13 protein-coding genes and 1 pseudogene are annotated in these 15,933 nt (G+C 72.1%); 11 read left to right on the plus strand and 3 right to left on the minus strand.

What is annotated here, in order from left to right; translation table 11 throughout:
* Nucleotides 1-67: 67 nt before the first annotated feature.
* Complete coding sequence (locus tag ACH4DZ_RS27850) at nucleotides 68-1,579, minus strand: AMP-binding protein (protein WP_398290095.1); 1,512 nt, start codon at nucleotides 1,577-1,579, stop codon at nucleotides 68-70.
* Between the two features lie 187 nt (nucleotides 1,580-1,766).
* Here ACH4DZ_RS27850 and ACH4DZ_RS27855 point away from each other — a divergent pair, with 187 nt between their 5' ends.
* The 9 genes from ACH4DZ_RS27855 to ACH4DZ_RS27895 all read left to right on the plus strand — a co-directional run bounded on the left by ACH4DZ_RS27855 (nucleotide 1,767) and on the right by ACH4DZ_RS27895 (nucleotide 10,827).
* Nucleotides 1,767-2,168, plus strand: coding sequence for a nuclear transport factor 2 family protein (locus ACH4DZ_RS27855; RefSeq protein ID WP_398290096.1), 402 nt, complete (start codon nucleotides 1,767-1,769; stop codon nucleotides 2,166-2,168).
* 52 nt (nucleotides 2,169-2,220) lie between these two features.
* On the plus strand, nucleotides 2,221-2,709 hold the full coding sequence (crcB, locus tag ACH4DZ_RS27860; protein ID WP_398290097.1) for a fluoride efflux transporter CrcB: 489 nt from the start codon (nucleotides 2,221-2,223) through the stop codon (nucleotides 2,707-2,709).
* On the plus strand, nucleotides 2,706-3,080 hold the full coding sequence (crcB, locus tag ACH4DZ_RS27865; RefSeq protein WP_398290098.1) for a fluoride efflux transporter CrcB: 375 nt from the start codon (nucleotides 2,706-2,708) through the stop codon (nucleotides 3,078-3,080). The genes crcB (ACH4DZ_RS27860) and crcB (ACH4DZ_RS27865) overlap by 4 nt, the downstream gene beginning before the upstream one ends.
* An 87-nt stretch (nucleotides 3,081-3,167) precedes the next feature.
* Nucleotides 3,168-4,076 carry a FadR/GntR family transcriptional regulator gene (locus ACH4DZ_RS27870; RefSeq protein ID WP_398290099.1) on the plus strand — a complete coding sequence of 303 codons (909 nt, stop codon included), beginning with the start codon at nucleotides 3,168-3,170 and terminating at the stop codon, nucleotides 4,074-4,076.
* Nucleotides 4,073-5,542: an amino acid permease gene (locus ACH4DZ_RS27875; RefSeq protein ID WP_398290100.1), complete on the plus strand. Its 1,470-nt coding sequence runs from the start codon at nucleotides 4,073-4,075 to the stop codon at nucleotides 5,540-5,542. The genes ACH4DZ_RS27870 and ACH4DZ_RS27875 overlap by 4 nt, the downstream gene beginning before the upstream one ends.
* Entirely contained in the window at nucleotides 5,539-6,570 is a 1,032-nt protein-coding gene (locus ACH4DZ_RS27880) for an asparaginase (RefSeq protein ID WP_398290101.1), read from the plus strand. The genes ACH4DZ_RS27875 and ACH4DZ_RS27880 overlap by 4 nt, the downstream gene beginning before the upstream one ends.
* Before the next feature lie 273 nt (nucleotides 6,571-6,843).
* On the plus strand, nucleotides 6,844-7,767 hold the full coding sequence (locus ACH4DZ_RS27885) for a glutaminase (RefSeq protein WP_398290102.1): 924 nt from the start codon (nucleotides 6,844-6,846) through the stop codon (nucleotides 7,765-7,767).
* A gap of 178 nt (nucleotides 7,768-7,945) precedes the next feature.
* On the plus strand, nucleotides 7,946-9,352 hold the full coding sequence (gene mptB, locus ACH4DZ_RS27890; RefSeq protein ID WP_398290103.1) for a polyprenol phosphomannose-dependent alpha 1,6 mannosyltransferase MptB: 1,407 nt from the start codon (nucleotides 7,946-7,948) through the stop codon (nucleotides 9,350-9,352).
* The gene (locus ACH4DZ_RS27895) at nucleotides 9,349-10,827 is read left to right on the plus strand and encodes a glycosyltransferase 87 family protein (protein WP_398290104.1); all 1,479 of its coding nucleotides are present in this window, start codon (nucleotides 9,349-9,351) and stop codon (nucleotides 10,825-10,827) included. Before mptB ends, ACH4DZ_RS27895 begins: the two co-directional genes overlap by 4 nt.
* Before the next feature lie 59 nt (nucleotides 10,828-10,886).
* Here the strand turns inward: ACH4DZ_RS27895 and ACH4DZ_RS27900 are convergent.
* Nucleotides 10,887-11,795: pseudogene (locus tag ACH4DZ_RS27900) on the minus strand (D-alanyl-D-alanine carboxypeptidase family protein); the annotation flags it as partial.
* A 114-nt stretch (nucleotides 11,796-11,909) separates the two neighbouring features.
* The gene (gene rho / locus ACH4DZ_RS27905; RefSeq protein WP_398290105.1) at nucleotides 11,910-13,055 is read right to left on the minus strand and encodes a transcription termination factor Rho; all 1,146 of its coding nucleotides are present in this window, start codon (nucleotides 13,053-13,055) and stop codon (nucleotides 11,910-11,912) included.
* 351 nt (nucleotides 13,056-13,406) lie between these two features.
* Between rho and ACH4DZ_RS27910 the strand changes: the two genes are divergently transcribed.
* Nucleotides 13,407-14,594, plus strand: coding sequence for a flavin-dependent monooxygenase (locus tag ACH4DZ_RS27910; RefSeq protein WP_398290106.1), 1,188 nt, complete (start codon nucleotides 13,407-13,409; stop codon nucleotides 14,592-14,594).
* Between the two features lie 39 nt (nucleotides 14,595-14,633).
* Nucleotides 14,634-15,914, plus strand: coding sequence for a cytochrome P450 (locus tag ACH4DZ_RS27915; protein ID WP_398290107.1), 1,281 nt, complete (start codon nucleotides 14,634-14,636; stop codon nucleotides 15,912-15,914).
* Nucleotides 15,915-15,933 lie beyond the last annotated feature (19 nt).

The raw sequence follows: 15,933 nt of genomic DNA on the forward strand, positions 1-15,933 counted from the left end.
GGTGGGTGGAAACGGGTACCCGTTTCCACCCACCCTCCGCCCGCTCTCCCTCCCCGGAGGGCTCCCGTCACTCCCGCCGGAACGGCTCCCGCAACTTGAACTTCTGCAGCTTCCCGGTCGCCGTGCGCGGCAGCGACTCCACGAAGTCGACCCGTTTGGGAGTCTTGAAACCGGCGAGCCGCGTACGGCAGTGGGCGATCAACTCCTCGGCGGTGACGCCGGATCCGTCCGTCACCACGAGCGCGGTCACCAGCTCGCCCCACTTGGCGTCCGGAATGCCGATCACCGCCACCTCGCGCACCGCCGGATGCGAGGTGATGACGTCCTCCACCTCGATCGACGAGACGTTCTCGCCGCCGGAGATGATGACGTCCTTCTTGCGGTCGGAGATCACCAGGTAACCGTCGTCGTCGAGGTATCCGCCGTCCCCGGTGTGGAACCAGCCGCCCTCCTGGGCCTTCGCCGTCTCCTCGGGCTGCTCCCAGTAGCCGTCGAGATTGTGGTTGGACGCGGTCAGCACCTCCCCGTCCACGTCGACGTCGACACGTACGCCGAGAGCGGGCGCCCCTGCCCGCCCGAGCCTGCGGGCCCGCTCGGCGGGTTCCAGGTCGTCCCACTCCGCCCGGCCCCGGTTGACCGTGACGAGCGGTGAGGTCTCGGTGAGCCCGTAGATCTGGATGAACTCCCAGCCCAGCTCGACCGTCACCCGCTCGATCGTGCGCGTCGGCGGCGGCGCGCCCGCGCAGACGATACGGACCCGGTCGCGGCCGGGCATCTCGCCCTCCCAGGAGGCGGCGGCGTCGAGCACCGCGTTCAGGACGGCGGGCGCCGCGCACATCAGGGTGACGCCGTGCCGCTCGACACGGCGCAGGATCTCGGCCCCGTCGATCTGGCGCAGCACGATGTGCCGGCCGCCGACGCCCGTCACGCCGTACGGCATGCCCCAGCCGTTGGCGTGGAACATCGGGAGCGTGTGCAGATAGACGTCACGGTCGCTGATCGTGGTGTGCAGGCCGAACACGGTCGCGTTCAGCCACAGGTTGCGGTGGGTGAGCTGCACTCCCTTGGGGCGAGCGGTCGTTCCGGACGTGTAGTTGACACTGGCCGTCGCGGCCTCGTCCGGCGACGCCCAGTCCCGCGGTTCGGCGTCGGCGAGAAAGAGGTCGTCGTCGTCGCCGAGGACGAACTTGTGCTTGACGTCGAGCGTGTCGAGCACCTCCGCACAGGAGGGGTCCGCGTAGACGACCGAGGCGCCGGAGTGCCGGACGATGTAGTCGATCTCCGACCGGGTGAGCCGGAAGTTCACCGGCACGAGGACACGCCCCCAGCCGGAGACACCGAAGAACGAGGTCAGCAGGCGCGCCGAGTTCTGCGAGATCACCGCGACCCGGCCGCCCACCGGCACGTCCAGCCGGTCGAGTCTGGCCGCCTGCGCGCGGGCGAGCCTGGCCAGTTCCCGGTAGGTGAGCTCGCCGAGGCTCGGCCCCGGCTGTTCCGGTTCGTCGACGACGGCGACGCGGTCCGGGTAGACATGGGCCGCGCGGTCGAGGAAGTCACGGACGGTCAGCGGGTAGTACACGACAGCACCTCCGGTTCGATGGTTCCTTCCTACCTCGCCCGGCCGCCCGCGTACCCCGTGGACCCGATGCGGATCGACGGCGCCCCGTTGCGGACCGGTGCGGCCGAAGGGTACTGTCCGAAACACCTAATCAATATGTTGAGTATGAGTACGCATGTGAGTACGCAAGAGAGAGTGAGAGAGGTGGATGATGACGCACCCCTTCCGCAAGGCGGTCGAGGACGGCGACCACGCGGCCGTCGTCGATCTGCTCGCCGAGGACGTCGTGTTCACCAGCCCGGTGGTCTTCAAGCCGTACGCCGGGAAGGCGATCACCTCCGCGATCCTGGGCGCCGTCATCGAGGTGTTCGAGGACTTCCACTACGTCCGGGAGATCGCCGACCCCGACGGCCAGAACCTCGCCCTCGTCTTCGAGGCTCGGGTGGGCGACCGCGCCCTCCAGGGCTGCGACCTCCTGCACTTCGGCGAGGACGGCCGGATCGACGACCTCACCGTCATGGTCCGGCCCCTGTCGGCGGCCCAGGCACTCCAGGCGGCCATGGCGGCCCGCTTCGACGCCATCGCCCAGGAGGCGTCGGGCGGCTCCTGACCGGCACCGGCGGTTAGCCTGATCCCCGGCCCGAGATCAGGAGACACCGCGCATGACCAGCCCCCACCCGGAGACGGTGGACGAACCGGCGGGACCGGGTGTGCCCGCCCGGCGCGCGCCGGTGTGGCGAGGGCAGGGGCCGGCCGTGGCGGTGGTCGCGGTGGGCGGCGCGGCCGGCGCGTCGGCGCGCTACGGGGCCGCACTGCTCTGGCCCGCGCAGCCCGGAGGCTTCCCTTGGACCACGTTCTGGGTCAATGTCGTCGGCTGCTTCGTGATCGGCGTCTTCATGGTTCTGATCACCGAGGTGTGGGCTCCCCACCGGCTGGTGCGCCCCTTCTTCGGCACCGGGGTGCTGGGCGGCTTCACGACCTTCTCGACCTACGCCGTGGACATCCAGCAGCTGATGGACGAGGGTCACCCCCGCACCGCCCTCGCCTACCTCGCGGCCACGCTCCTCGCAGCCCTCGCGGCGGTATGGACGGCCGTGGCGCTGACGCGCCGTCTGTCGGCCCGGTGGAGAGCGGGGCGGGCCCCCTCGTGAACTGGGTGCTGGTGATCGTCGGTGGCATGGTCGGCGCGCCCCTGCGCTACCTCACCGACCGCGCGGTGCAGTCCCGGCACGACTCGGCCTTCCCCTGGGGCACCCTCACCGTGAACGTCGTCGGCTGCCTGGTCCTGGGCGTCCTGACCGGCGCGGCCACCGCGGGAGCGGCCTCCTCCTCCCTGCGGCTGCTGCTCGGTACGGGCCTGTGCGGGGCGCTCACCACGTACTCGACCTTCTCGTACGAAACGCTGCGGCTGGCCGAGAGCGGAGAGCGTTTCCACGCCACCGTCAACGCGATCGCGAGCGTGGCCGCGGGGCTCGGGGCGGCTTTCGCGGGGGTCGCGCTGGCCCAGGCCGTCTGGACGTAGCCACCGGGCAGGGTGATCCGGCTGTCGGTCTGCCGCCGGCCGGGCCGACCTTGACAGTCACCCGCCGTGCCGCGCAGGATCACCCCCGTGAACCTGTCAGACAGCCAGACAGCCGGCTCCGTGCCGCGGCGCATCAGCGCCATGGAAGCCGTGCTCGGGCATCTTCGTGGTGCCATAGAGGGCGGTGAGTACGCCGTGGGGGACAAGCTGCCCTCCGAGGCGGAGCTGTGCCGACGGCTGGAGGTCAGCCGGCCCGTGCTGCGGGAGGCCCTGCGCGCCCTGCAGACCATGGGTCTGACCGTGTCAAGGACCGGCAAGGGCACGTTTGTCGTGTCGACAGGACCCGTCGAGGACCCCACCTTCGGCGACTACACGGCCAGTGACCTGATGGAGGTCCGCCGGCACGTCGAGATCCCGGTGGCCGGATACGCGGCGGTGCGCCGGACCCCCGAGGACCTCGACCACCTGGCGCACCTGCTCGACCGGATGGAGCGCGAGCGGGACACCACCGCGTGGGTCGCCATGGACACGCTCTTCCACCTCGCCGTGGCGCAGGCCGCCCAGAACCCGGTCTTCCGCCGCGTGATCGAGGAGATCCGGGACGCGCTGGCCCGACAGTCGGCGTTCCTCAACGAACTGGCGCCGCGGCAGGCAACGTTCGCCCCGTCGCGACGCCCGGCACGTCCTCTCGCTGCACCGGCCGAAAGCCCAAGTACGTCCAGTACGAGGCCTTCCGACCGGCACACCGAGAGCACGCACCGGACGCCGCTCCTCAATGGGCAAACGTTGCCTGCCGCGGCGCTCGGTGGCCGTCGCGAGCAGTCCAACCGTGAACACCGCGCCATCGTCGAGGCACTCGTCGACGGCAACGCGGCCGACGCGACGGATGCCATGGCACATCACCTCGACCGCGTCGAGACGACCCTCACCGCGATCGTGCGCCCCGAGCGCGCCGACGTCGCGGGCACCCCCACAGAAGGCGAAACGCAGGCGTGAGCGAGCAGTCCCTCGAAGAACAGACGCAACAGACAGCACAGGAGGAGCGGAAGAGGCGGCCCAGCGGTCACGTCGACGCCGGCGACGCGGGGTACAGCAAGTCCCTGAAGTCCCGGCACGTCAACATGATCGCCATCGGCGGGGCCATCGGCACCGGCCTCTTCCTCGGCGCGGGCGGCCGGCTCGCCGACGCGGGCCCGTCCCTCTTCCTCGCGTACGCCGTCTGCGGAGTCTTCGCCTTCCTCGTCGTCCGCGCCCTCGGCGAGCTCGTCCTGTACCGGCCGTCCTCCGGCGCCTTCGTGTCGTACGCCCGGGAGTTCCTCGGCGAGAAGGGCGCCTACACCGCGGGCTGGATGTACTTCCTGAACTGGGCGACCACCGGAGTCGCCGACATCACCGCGGTCGCCACCTACACCCACTACTGGGGCATGTTCTCCGACATCCCGCAGTGGGTGATCGCCCTGATCGCGCTGGCGGTCGTGCTCACCGTGAACCTCATCTCGGTGAAGATCTTCGGCGAGCTGGAGTTCTGGTTCGCCATCGTCAAGGTCGGCGCGCTCGTGGCCTTCATGCTGATCGGGATCTTCGTCCTGGTCACCCAGCACCCCGTCGACGGAGCCACCCCCGGCCCCTCCCTCATCAGCGACAACGGCGGCCTCTTCCCCAACGGCCTGCTGCCGATGCTGCTGATCGTCCAGGGTGTCGTCTTCGCGTACGCCTCCGTCGAGCTGGTCGGCGTCGCGGCGGGCGAGACGGAGAACCCCGAGAAGATCCTGCCGAAGGCCATCAACTCGATCATGTGGCGCGTCGGACTCTTCTACGTCGGCTCGGTGCTCCTCCTGTCCATGCTGCTGCCCTGGAACAAGTACACCGCCGGGGAGAGCCCGTTCGTGACCGTGCTCTCGAACATCGGCATCCCGGCCGCGGGCGGTGTGATGAACCTGGTCGTGATGACCGCCGCCATGTCCAGCCTCAACTCCGGGCTCTACTCGACCGGCCGCATCCTGCGCTCCATGTCGATGGCCGGCTCGGCGCCCAGGTTCACCTCGGTGATGAGCCGCAGCCAGGTCCCGTACGGCGGAATCCTGCTCACCAGCGGTATCTGCGTGCTCGGCGTCGGGCTCAACTTCGTCGTCCCCGCCGACGCCTTCGAGATCGTGCTCAACTTCGCCGCGCTCGGCATCCTCGCCACCTGGGGCATGATCATGATCTGTCATCTGCAGTTCTGGCGGAAGTCGCAGGAGGGCGAGGTGGACCGGCCGGGCTACCGGCTGCCGGGCTCGCCCTGGACCGAACTCGTCACCCTCTTCTTCCTCGCCTGCGTCCTGGTCCTCATGTACGCGGACGGGGGAGCGGGCCGCACGACGGTCCTGTGCCTCCCGCTGATCGTGGCGGCGCTGGTGACCGGCTGGTACGGCGTACGCGGCCGGGTCACCGCCCTGCGCAACGGCAAGGCGGACGCATGAGCCCCAACGCCTTTTCCGGATGCGGGACTTCGCTCGGTGCGGCACCCTCCATCAGGGAGCCGCTGCACGCGCCCGTCGCCCATCTCGTACGCGGCGGTGTCATCGAGGGCATCCACTACGGCTCGGTGGTCGTGCTGGCCGCCGACGGGAGCGTGGACCTGCAGATCGGTGACATCGAGGCCGCCTTCTACCCGCGGTCGGCCGTCAAGCCCGTACAGGCGGTGGCGATGGTACGGGCCGGGCTGCCGCTCGACGGTGACCTGCTCTCGCTGGCGGCGGCCAGCCACTCCGGCGAGGAACGCCACCTCGCCGGCACCCGGCGGATCCTGGAGCTCGCCGGACTCACCGAGGACGACCTGCGCAACGTCCCGGACCTGCCCTTCGACCCGGTCGTCCGCGAGGACTGGATCCGCGCCGAGCGGCTTCCGTCGCGGCTCGCCCAGAACTGCTCCGGCAAGCACGCCGCGATGCTCTATACGGCACGCCTCAACGGCTGGTCGCTCGACGACTACCTCGATCCCGCGCATCCCCTCCAGCAGGCGATCGCGGAGATCGTCGAGGACCTGACCGGGCAGTCCGTCGCCCGGGTCACGGTCGACGGCTGCGGCGCCCCGCTGTTCGCCGTCTCGCTGCACGGCCTCGCGCGCGCCGCCGCCCGGATCACGACGGCCCCGTCCGGCACGCCCGAGGCGCGGGTGGCCGACGCGATGCGCGAGCACGCCGAGATGGCGTCCGGCTCAGGACGGGACGTCGCCGCGCTGATGCGTGCCGTACCCGGGCTGCTCGCCAAGGACGGTTTCGAAGGCGTGCAGGTCGCGGCGCTGCCGGACGGCCGGGCCGTCGCCGTGAAGATCGCCGACGGCGCCGACCGGGCACGCGTACCCGTCGCCGCGGCGGCCCTCGCCCGCGCCGGTGTCGACCCGGCGGCACTCACCGAGTTCTCCGGGGTGCCGCTCCTCGGGGGCGGCGCGGTGGTGGGCCACATCCGGCCGACCCGCGCGCTCGACCCACTGAACCGCCCCGCCTGACACTCGCGGGTCACTCCGTAGGGGTGGGCGGGGTTGGCTGGGGCCCGTTGTGAACCGGCGGCCGGTGGGGGTTGCCCGCGCAGTTCCCTTTAAGGGGCGCGGGGAACGGCGCAGTCTTTCGTTTTTGGGGGCGCGGGGAACGGCGCAATCGTTTGGCTCTCCGGGGGCGCGGGGAACGGCGCAATCCTTCGCTTTTCAGGGGCGCGGGGAACGGCGCGGCCGACCCCCACCCACCCGCACCCGCCCACAACCCGCCGACGGCAGAATGTGATCATGCGCTCGCCCCTGACCTTCCAGCCCGTCCTGGACCGTATCGCCGCCGAGATCGAGAAGACCCCGGGCCGCGGCCGACCCGCCGACTACATCCCGGCCCTCGCGGCGTGCGACCCCGACCGGTTCGGCATGGCCGTGGCAGAGCTGGACGGCACGGTGTACGGAGTCGGCGACTGGCGCCAGCCCTTCTCGACCCAGTCCATCACCAAGGTCTTCACCCTCGCCCTGGACCTGGCCCACGAGGCCGACGCGCTCTGGGAACACGTCGGCCGCGAGCCCTCGGGCAACCCCTTCAACTCGCTCGTCCAGCTGGAGTACGAGAACGGCATCCCCCGTAACCCCTTCATCAACGCGGGCGCCCTCGTCGTCACCGACCGGCTCCACACCCAGACCGGCGACGCGGCGGGCACCCTCGTCGACTTCCTGCGCGCGGAGAGCGGCAACGAGCACCTCGCCATCAACGAGGAAGTGGCCGCCTCCGAGTCCGCCCACGGCGACCGCAACGCCGCGCTGGGCCACTTCATGGCGTCCTACGGGAACATCGGCAACCCGGTCCCGGTGCTGCTCGACGAGTACTTCCGGCAGTGCTCCGTCGAGGCATCCTGCGCCGACCTCGCCCTGGCCACCGGCTTCCTCGCCCGCCACGGCATCCGCGCCGACGGCACCCGCCTCCTGACGATGAGCCAGGCCAAGGAGGTCAACGCGGTCATGCTCACCTGCGGCACGTACGACGCGGCCGGCGAGTTCGCCTACCGCGTGGGCCTGCCCGGCAAGAGCGGTGTCGGCGGCGGGGTCATCGCCGTCGTCCCCGGCCGCTGCACGCTCTGCGTCTGGAGCCCCGGCCTGGACGGACACGGCAACTCGGTCGCGGGAGTCGCCGCCCTCGACCGCTTCACCACCATCACGGGCCTGTCGGTGTTCTGAGCAGCCACCCGGACAGCCGCCCGTATCGGACAGGCGCCCGTATCGGACGGCCGCCCGTATCGGTCAGCAGCCCGGACCAGTCAGCCGCCCGGATCGGTAAGACGGCGGTCATGCCGTGGCTGCCGCTCCGAGGCGGACGCGTCGCTTTCCGGCCACCCCGCATTGACACGCTGACCGAGTGTTGGCCAAGGGTTTCACCGTCGATCTGCGTCGCTGTCAGCTGCTCGGGCTCGCGGGCTCGGTCGTCCTCGCGGCGGGAGGCGAGACGGCCGGCGCCCTGCCCGTCCGGGAGCTGCCGTCGCTCGCGTCCGGACGCGCGGCACTCGGCCTGGTCGGCGTGTACTTCGGAGTCGTTCTGCTCATCGCCGCCTGGGCGCTGCTGGGGTGGGTGATCCGCGGGCCCGAACCGCCGACTCCCCGTGCCCTGCTGGTCGTCCTCGCCGTGTGGGCGATCCCCCTGCTGCTCGCTCCGCCCCTGTTCAGCCGGGACGTCTACAGCTATCTGGCCCAGGGCGCGATGGTCGACGCGCACATCGACGTCTACACACACGGCCCCGCCATGCTGGGCGGGCCCCTCGCGGACGAGGTGGCGCCCGTGTGGCGGCGGACGGCGACCCCGTACGGGCCCGTCTTCCTCGCAGTCGCCTCCGCGCTTTCCGGTCTCACGCGGGGCGAGGTGCCGGCCGGACTGTTCGGCATGCGGGTCGTGGCGCTGCTCGGCGTGGCGCTGATGGCCGCCGCGCTGCCGAAGCTCGCCCGGCACAACGGCGCCGACCCCGCCGCCGCGCTGTGGCTGGGCGCGCTCAACCCGCTCGTGCTGCTGCACCTGGTGGCCGGAGCGCACAACGACGCCATCATGCTCGGCCTCCTCGGCGCCGGACTGGTGGCGGCCCTCGGCCGCCTGCCCGTCCTGGGCGCCGTCCTCGTCACCCTGGCCGCACTGGTCAAGGCCCCGGCCGTCCTGGGCCTGGCGGCCGTCGTGGCGCTCCAGATGCGCGCCGGGCGGGGCACGGTGCGGTCCCTCGTCACCACCACGGCCGCCGCGCTCGCCACCACCGTCGCCGCGACCGCCGCGGCCGGTACGGGATACGGGTGGATCGCCGCGCTGAAGACACCCGTGTCCCCGCACAACTGGTCGCCCACCAGCCTCCTCGGCCGCGCCACCGGCGACATCCTCCGCGGCCTCGGCAGCGATCTCGCCCCGTACGCGCTGCCCGTCTGGCACATCCTAGGCCTCGTGCTCACCGGTGTCGTCGTCGCCGGCATCTGGCTGCGCCGCCCCCGCGTGAGCCCCGTCTACGCGCTGGGCCTCAGCCTGGCGACGGTGGCCGTGCTCGGCCCGGCCGTCCGGCCCTGGTACGCACTGTGGGGCCTGTTCCTCATCGCCGCGGCGGCGCCCAGCGCGTCCGTACGCCACCGGGTGGCCGCCGTGACCGGAGTGCTCGCCCTCGGCGTCCTGCCCAGCGGGGGGCCGCCCGACAGCGAGCAGCTGGCGCTCGCGGTGTCGGGCGGGATGCTCGCGCTGGTCGTCCTCTGGCAGGCGCACCAGACGTCGAACGCCCCCGTCCTGGGGCGGACGGCATGAGGCTGCCGCCCACCGACCGGCGGCGTCTGCTGTTCGTCCTCGTCCTGGCCACCGCCGTGGCCGTCTTCACCGCGACCGTGCCGCTGCTGCGGGACTGGTTCGACCTGCGCGTCTATCACGGAGCCGTCGACACCTGGGTCCACCACGGCGGGCACCTCTACGACTACCGGGTACCGGGGACGGCGTACGGCTTCACGTATCCGCCGTTCGCGGCGGTATCCATGCTGCCGATGGCCCTGCTCGGACTGCACACCGCGATCGCCGTCGGCCTGCTGCTCAACCTCGCCGCGACCGCCTTCGTCCTGCACACCCTGTACGTCCTGACCGGACGCCGACTGCGCCGGTACGGCCTGTTCGGGCTCGCCGTGGGCGTCTGTCTGCTCGCGCTCCTCGAACCGGTCCGCGACACCTTCAGCTTCGGCCAGGTCAACCTGCTGCTGCTGGCCCTCGTCCTCGCCGACGCCCGGCTGACCGCGAACGGACGGAGCCGCTGGGCGGGCGTCGGGATCGGTCTCGCCGCGGCGGTCAAGCTCACGCCCGCGATCTTCATCGTCCTGCTGCTGCTCGCCCGGCGCCCGCGCGCGGCGGCCACCGCCACCGGGGTCGCGACGGCCGCCACCGCGTTCGCGGCCCTGGCCGCGCCGGACGCCTCCCGCTTCTACTGGACCGACGCGGTCTGGGACACGTCCCGTATCGGCCGCCTCGCCTATGTCTCCAACCAGTCGCTGCAAGGCGTACTGGCCCGTCTCGCCGACCCCGCCGAGCCGAGCCGTGCCGTCTGGGCGCTGCTCGCGCTCGCCGTCCTCGGGGTGTGGGTGTGGCGGGCGCGCCGGGCCCTCGCCAGGGGTGACGTCCTCGGCGCCTTCGCCCTCACCGGACTCGCCGCCTGCCTGGTCAGCCCCATCACCTGGGTGCACCACCTCGTCTGGCTGCTGCCCTCGCTGGTGATCCTCGCCGAGGCGGGCCTGCGGCAGCGGCGCGGCCGGCTGCTGTGGCTCGCGTCGAGCCTGTACGCCCTGCTGTGCAGCAGCGTCGTGTGGCTGTGGTTCGACGACGCGTCGGGCATCGGCGGCTTCGTCGGCAGCAACGCGTACGTGTGGATCACCCTGGGGCTGCTGCTCGGGCTGCCCGTCGGTCAGCGGCGGGCGGCAGAGCGTCGGCCGTGGAGGCGCAGGGCCAGTGCCACGGCGCCCGCGCCGAGAACGGCGGCGCCCGCGACTGTCAACGCCGTCGCCGGCCCGCCGCCGGGAGTGCCGGAGTCGTCGGCGGCCGTGCCCGCGGGCGCCGAAGGACCGGCCGGTGGGGCGGCGGCCGGACCGCGGCCGGGCCGCGCCCCGGCGGCCGGACCCGCGGTGGCCCGCGACACGGGACGAGGCAGGAGCGACCCGACCGGCTCGACCCGGCCGGCGGCCCCGAAACCCCAGTCGAGCAAGGAGCGCGCCTCCTCGTACACGGCGAACCGGCCGCCCTCCTGAGGGTCCATCACGGTGACGACGAGGGTGTGCCCGCCCCGGCGCGCGGCGGCGACGAGCGTGCTGCCGGCCCGGGAGGTGGACCCGTTCTTGATGCCGATGAGCCCCGGATAGGGCGCGACCCCGTCGGCACCGGAGAGCAGCCGGTTGGTGTTCTCGATCTCGTACGCCCAGCCGTCGCCGGGGAACTTCGCGCGGACGGTGGCGCAGTAGCGGACGAAGTCCGTGTTGCGGAGCCCCGCGCGCCCGAAGACGGCCAGGTCGTACGCGGACGACACCTGGCCGGGCATGTCGTAGCCGTCGGGAGAGACGACCTGGGTGTCACGGGCGCCCAGGGACCGGGCCTTGGCCTGCATCTGCGCGGCCGTGGCCCGCCAGCCGCCGTTCATCTCGGCGAGTACGTGGACGGCGTCGTTGCCGGAGTTGAGGAAGACGCCCCGCCACAGGTCGGACGCCCGGTAGGTACGTCCCGCGCGGACTCCGACCAGGCTGCTGCCGGGGCCGATGTCCGCCAGGTCCGCCTCGGTGACGGTGTGCCGGACCGCGGAGGGCAGCACCGGGAGCACGGTCACCGCGAAGAGGGTCTTCAGTGTGCTGGCGGGCGGCAGTGCGAGGTGCGCGTTGTGTGCCGCGAGCACATCGCCGGTGTCGGCGTCGGCCACCAGCCACGACCGGGCGGACGTCTCCGGCGGTACGCCGGGCGCTCCTGCCCGGAGCCGGACCTGCGTCCCGGGACGGTCCAGCATCGAGGGCGGCGAGGGTGGCGACGACGATGAGGGAGGCGTGGGCGGGGGATTGGCGGTGCTCGGCGTGGGCCCGGTGTGTGCGCCGCCCGTCCTGACGTGGGGCCCGGTGACGTTCGTGTGCGCCCCGCCGAGGGCCGCGACCGGTCCCGGCACGAGGGCGAGCGCCCCGACGACGCAGAGGGCGGAACAGGAGACGGCCGTGCGGGCAGGGAGTCCGATGGTCATACCGCAAACGTAGGAACGCGCAGGTCGCAAGGCGAACCGCCTCGGCCGAACGGACCTGCCGAACACCCGGATGCCGCAGCGGACGCCGGCGCGTGTCTCGGGCGCCCGGCCTGCCTACTGGCTGCCCGGCACCGTCTGCTGGACCTGCCTGAGAAAGGTCGCGTTGTTCGGGGTCTGCCGCATCCGCTCCAGCAGGGTCTCCAGACCGGCCTGGCCGTCACCGCGGGAGTGCAGGGCGCGCCGCAGACCTCGTACGGCTGTCAACTCGGCGGCCGGGATGAGGAGTTCCTCGCGGCGGGTACCGGAAGGGGTGATGTCGACGGCGGGGAAGACACGGCGGGACGCGAGGGTGCGGTCCAGCCGGAGCTCCATGTTCCCGGTGCTCTTGAGCTCTTCGAAGTAGTAGTCGTCGGCGCGGGAGCCGGTGTCCACGAGGGCCGTGGCGACGATGGTGAGCGAGCCGCCCTCCTCGGCGAGCCGCGCCGCGCCGAAGAGCCGCTTGGGCCCCTGGAGCGAGGCCGCGTCGACACCGCCGCTGAGGGTGCGGCCCCCGGCGGCGGCCGCGTTGTTGTGCGCCCGGCACAGCCGGGTGAGCGAGTCGAGCAGGATCACGACGTCCTGGCCCGCCTCGACGAGCCGCTTGGCCCGCTCGACGGCCAGCTCGGCCAGCGCGATGTGCTGCTTGGGGCTCTGGTCGAAGGTGGAGGCGAACACCTCACCGCGGACGGACCGGCGCATGTCGGTCACCTCCTCGGGGCGTTCGTCGAGGAGCACCACCATCAGATGGGCCTCGGGGTCGTTGCCGGCCACGGCGGCGGCCAGCTGCTGGAGCAGCACGGTCTTGCCGGTCTTGGGCGGGGCGACGATCAGACCGCGCTGGCCCTTGCCGATGGGCGCGACCAGGTCGACGAGGCGGGTGGTCAGACCGCCCGCGGGGTGTTCGAGACGCAGCCGCTCCCGCGGGTGCAGCGGGGTCAGGTCACGGAAGTGCGGCCGGCCGCGTGCCTCGTCGGCGGGGCGGCCGTTGATCCGCCGGATCTCGGTGAGTGCGCGCTGCCGGCCGCGCAGTCCTTCGACGCGGTCGCCCTTGCGCAGGCCGTACCGGCGGATCAGAGCGGTGGATACCTGGAGGTCGGCCGCTCCGGGGAGCAGGTTCTCGGCGCGCAGGTGGCCCTGCCCGTTCGAGGTGAGGTCGAGTACGCCGGTGGCCTGCTCCTGGTCTGTGACGGGAGTGGGCGGGCGTTCGAGTGTGGTGGTCATGAGGGGTGTCCTTTCGCGGACGGAATCGAGTTCTTGGATGGGGTCACGCAGGTGGGGGAGAGGCCGGAGCAGGGGCGGTGACTGCACGCCCTGCACGGCGGAACGCGTCACTTCTCGAAACGCGTACCGCTGATGAACGCGGTACGGAGAGAGGTGCTGCGAAGAAGATGCTGCGCGCCGGTCGGGAATCGACGGGCGGACCAGCGGGAGGAGAGGAAATCGGCACCGGCGCCTGTAAGCAGGCGTACACAAGTGCTGATGGCACTGTAGCACCATCTCGTCCGGTGCCGCCGGAAGCGGCCGGATCCCGGGGCGTTGACACCGGTGGTGCCTCGCGCCACGGTGGTCGGCATGGTCGATGCCGGGATCGTCGAACGCTTACGGGAACTGCGACCGCTGATCAGGCAGAACGCGCTGCGGGCCGAACACGACCGGCGGGTGCCGGACGAGGTCGTCGCCGCGCTGAGCGGCACCGGTGTGCACCGGATGAACGTCCCCGCGCGGTACGGCGGCTACCAGACCCCGCTGCACACCCAGGTCGCCGCCTTCGCCGAGATCGCCCTCGAATGCGCCTCCACGGCATGGGTGACACTCAGTCACGCGGGAGTCTCGTACATCGCGGCACTCTTTCCCGACGAGGCACAGGACGACTTCTTCACCGGCCCGGCCGGTCCCGATGTCAGGATCGGCGGCACGCTCGTCCCCGGCGCCACGGCGGTGCCGTACGACGGGGGCTATCGGGTGGACGGCGCCTCGGGCTTCGCGACCGGCTGCCATCACGCGGACTGGCATCTGCTGACGGCCGCGGTCGTCCCGGCCGACGGACGGCCCCAGGAGGGACCGCCCGAGATGCTGTGGATCGCGGTACCGATGTCCGAGCTGGAGATCCTGGACGACTGGGACACCACGGGTCTCGCCGGTACCGGCAGCAACACGGTCGTGGCCCGGAACATTCCCGTCCCCGCGCACCGGGTGCTCCCGGTCGAGTCGATGCTCGCCGGCCGGACCCCGTCGAAGACCAACGCCGACAACCCCTTCTACCGCATGCCCGTGCTGCCGCTGTTCTGCGCCTGGACGGCGTCGGCGGCGCTGGGTCTGGGGCGGGCGGCGCTGACGGAGTTCGACGAGCGGGTCCACCGTCGCGGTATCACGTACACCTTCTACGAGCGGCAGAACGAGGCCACCGTCACCCATCTCCAGTTCGCCGAGGCCCGGATGAGGATCTCCGCCGCCGAACTGGTGGCCGGCCGGCTGATCGCCGAGATCGAGACCAAGGCCCATGACGGCGACGCGTACACACCGCGGGGGAGGGCCAGGATCCGCGCCGAGTGCGGCTATCTCACCCGGCTCTGCAAAGAGGCCGTCGATCTGCTCGCCTCGGCCGCCGGCGCCTCCTCGCTCCAGCGGTCCGTGCCCCTGCAGCGCATCGCCCGGGACATCAACGCCCTGACCCTGCACTCCTTCGTCAACCCCGCCACCAACCTGGAGATCTACGGCCGCGTACTCTCGGGCGTCGACCCGGGCACCCCCTTCCTGTGACGGCCTCCGACTGCCGTCGACCGCAGTCAGGAGATCGCGTTGGACAGCACGGCAGCCGAACCGTCGAACAAGACGTCAGGCACATCAGGTACGTCCGGCGCGCCGCACCGCCTCGCCCCGGCCGGCGGCTGCCCGCACGCCGACAACGCGCGCCTTCTCGCGCGCGGAGCCGTGGCGCCGGTCGTCCTGCCCGGCGGGGTGGACGGCATGGCGGTCCTGGGGCACGAGGCGCTGAAGGAGTTCCTCGCACACCCTCAAGTAGCCAAGAACGCCGGGCACTTCACCGCGCTGCGGGAGGGACGCATCGCCCCCGGATGGCCCCTCGCGACCTTCGCGACGGTACGGGGCATGACGACCGCGGACGGCGACGACCACCGGCGGCTGCGCTCACTGGTCAGCAAGGCGTTCACCGTCCGGCGGGTCGAGGAACTGCGCCCGCGCATCGAGGAGTTGACCGCGGGACTGCTCGACGACCTGGAGCGCGCGGCCCGGGACGGCGGGGGAGTCGCCGATCTGCGCGCGCACTTCGCGATGCCGCTGCCGATGGGCGTCATCGGCGAACTGCTGGGCGTGGACGCCGAGTTCCGCGACCGGCTCCACCACCTCTCCAACCAGGTCGTCGCCACCGACATCGGCCCCGAGCGTGCGCTGGCCGCCAACCGCGAACTGATGGCCGTCCTCGGCGCGGTCGTCGAGGCCAGGACCGAGCGGCCGGGCGACGACCTCACCAGCGCGCTGATCGCCGCCCGCGACGAGGGCGGCGACCGGCTCACCCACGAGGAACTCCTCGGCACCCTGGTCCTGATGATCATCGCCGGGCACGAGACCACACTGAACCTGATCACCAACGCCGTACGCGCCCTGTGCGGCCACCGCGACCAGCTGGCGCGCATCGTGCGGGGCGGGGCGAGCTGGGCCGACGCCGTCGAGGAGACCCTGCGCTGGGACGCACCGGTCAGCTACTTCCCCTTCCGCTACCCGGTCGACGACCTGACCGTGGACGGCACCGTCATACCCCGGGGCACACCCGTCCTGGCCGGCTACTCGGCCGCGGGCCGTGACCGGGCCGCGCACGGCCCCGACGCCGACCTCTTCGACGTCACCAGGCCCGCCGGGCCCGGCGCCGCCCGGCATCTGTCCCTCGGCCACGGCGCCCACTACTGCCTGGGCGCCCCACTGGCCCGGATGGAGTCCGCCATCGCCCTGGAACGCCTGTTCACGCGCTTCCCCGGCCTCGACCTCGCCGTGCCCGAGGCGGACCTCACCCGCGGCGCGAGTTTCGTGGGCAACAGCGTCCGGACACTCCCCGTACGGGTGTGACGTCGGCCCGCCGAGGTCA

Source organism: Streptomyces sp. NPDC017991 (genome assembly GCF_044328075.1).
In the GTDB taxonomy this organism is placed as follows: domain Bacteria; phylum Actinomycetota; class Actinomycetes; order Streptomycetales; family Streptomycetaceae; genus Streptomyces.

What these genes read in the sequence shown, in the direction of transcription:
- ACH4DZ_RS27855 (WP_398290096.1), top strand. Translation starts at nt 1,767, where the DNA reads ATGATGACGCACCCCTTCCGCAAGGCGGTCGAGGACGGCGACCACGCG.
- crcB (WP_398290097.1), top strand. Translation starts at nt 2,221, where the DNA reads ATGACCAGCCCCCACCCGGAGACGGTGGACGAACCGGCGGGACCGGGT.
- ACH4DZ_RS27880 (WP_398290101.1), top strand. Translation starts at nt 5,539, where the DNA reads ATGAGCCCCAACGCCTTTTCCGGATGCGGGACTTCGCTCGGTGCGGCA.
- ACH4DZ_RS27885 (WP_398290102.1), top strand. Translation starts at nt 6,844, where the DNA reads ATGCGCTCGCCCCTGACCTTCCAGCCCGTCCTGGACCGTATCGCCGCC.
- ACH4DZ_RS27895 (WP_398290104.1), top strand. Translation starts at nt 9,349, where the DNA reads ATGAGGCTGCCGCCCACCGACCGGCGGCGTCTGCTGTTCGTCCTCGTC.
- rho (WP_398290105.1), bottom strand. Translation starts at nt 13,055, where the DNA reads ATGACCACCACACTCGAACGCCCGCCCACTCCCGTCACAGACCAGGAG.
- ACH4DZ_RS27910 (WP_398290106.1), top strand. Translation starts at nt 13,407, where the DNA reads ATGGTCGATGCCGGGATCGTCGAACGCTTACGGGAACTGCGACCGCTG.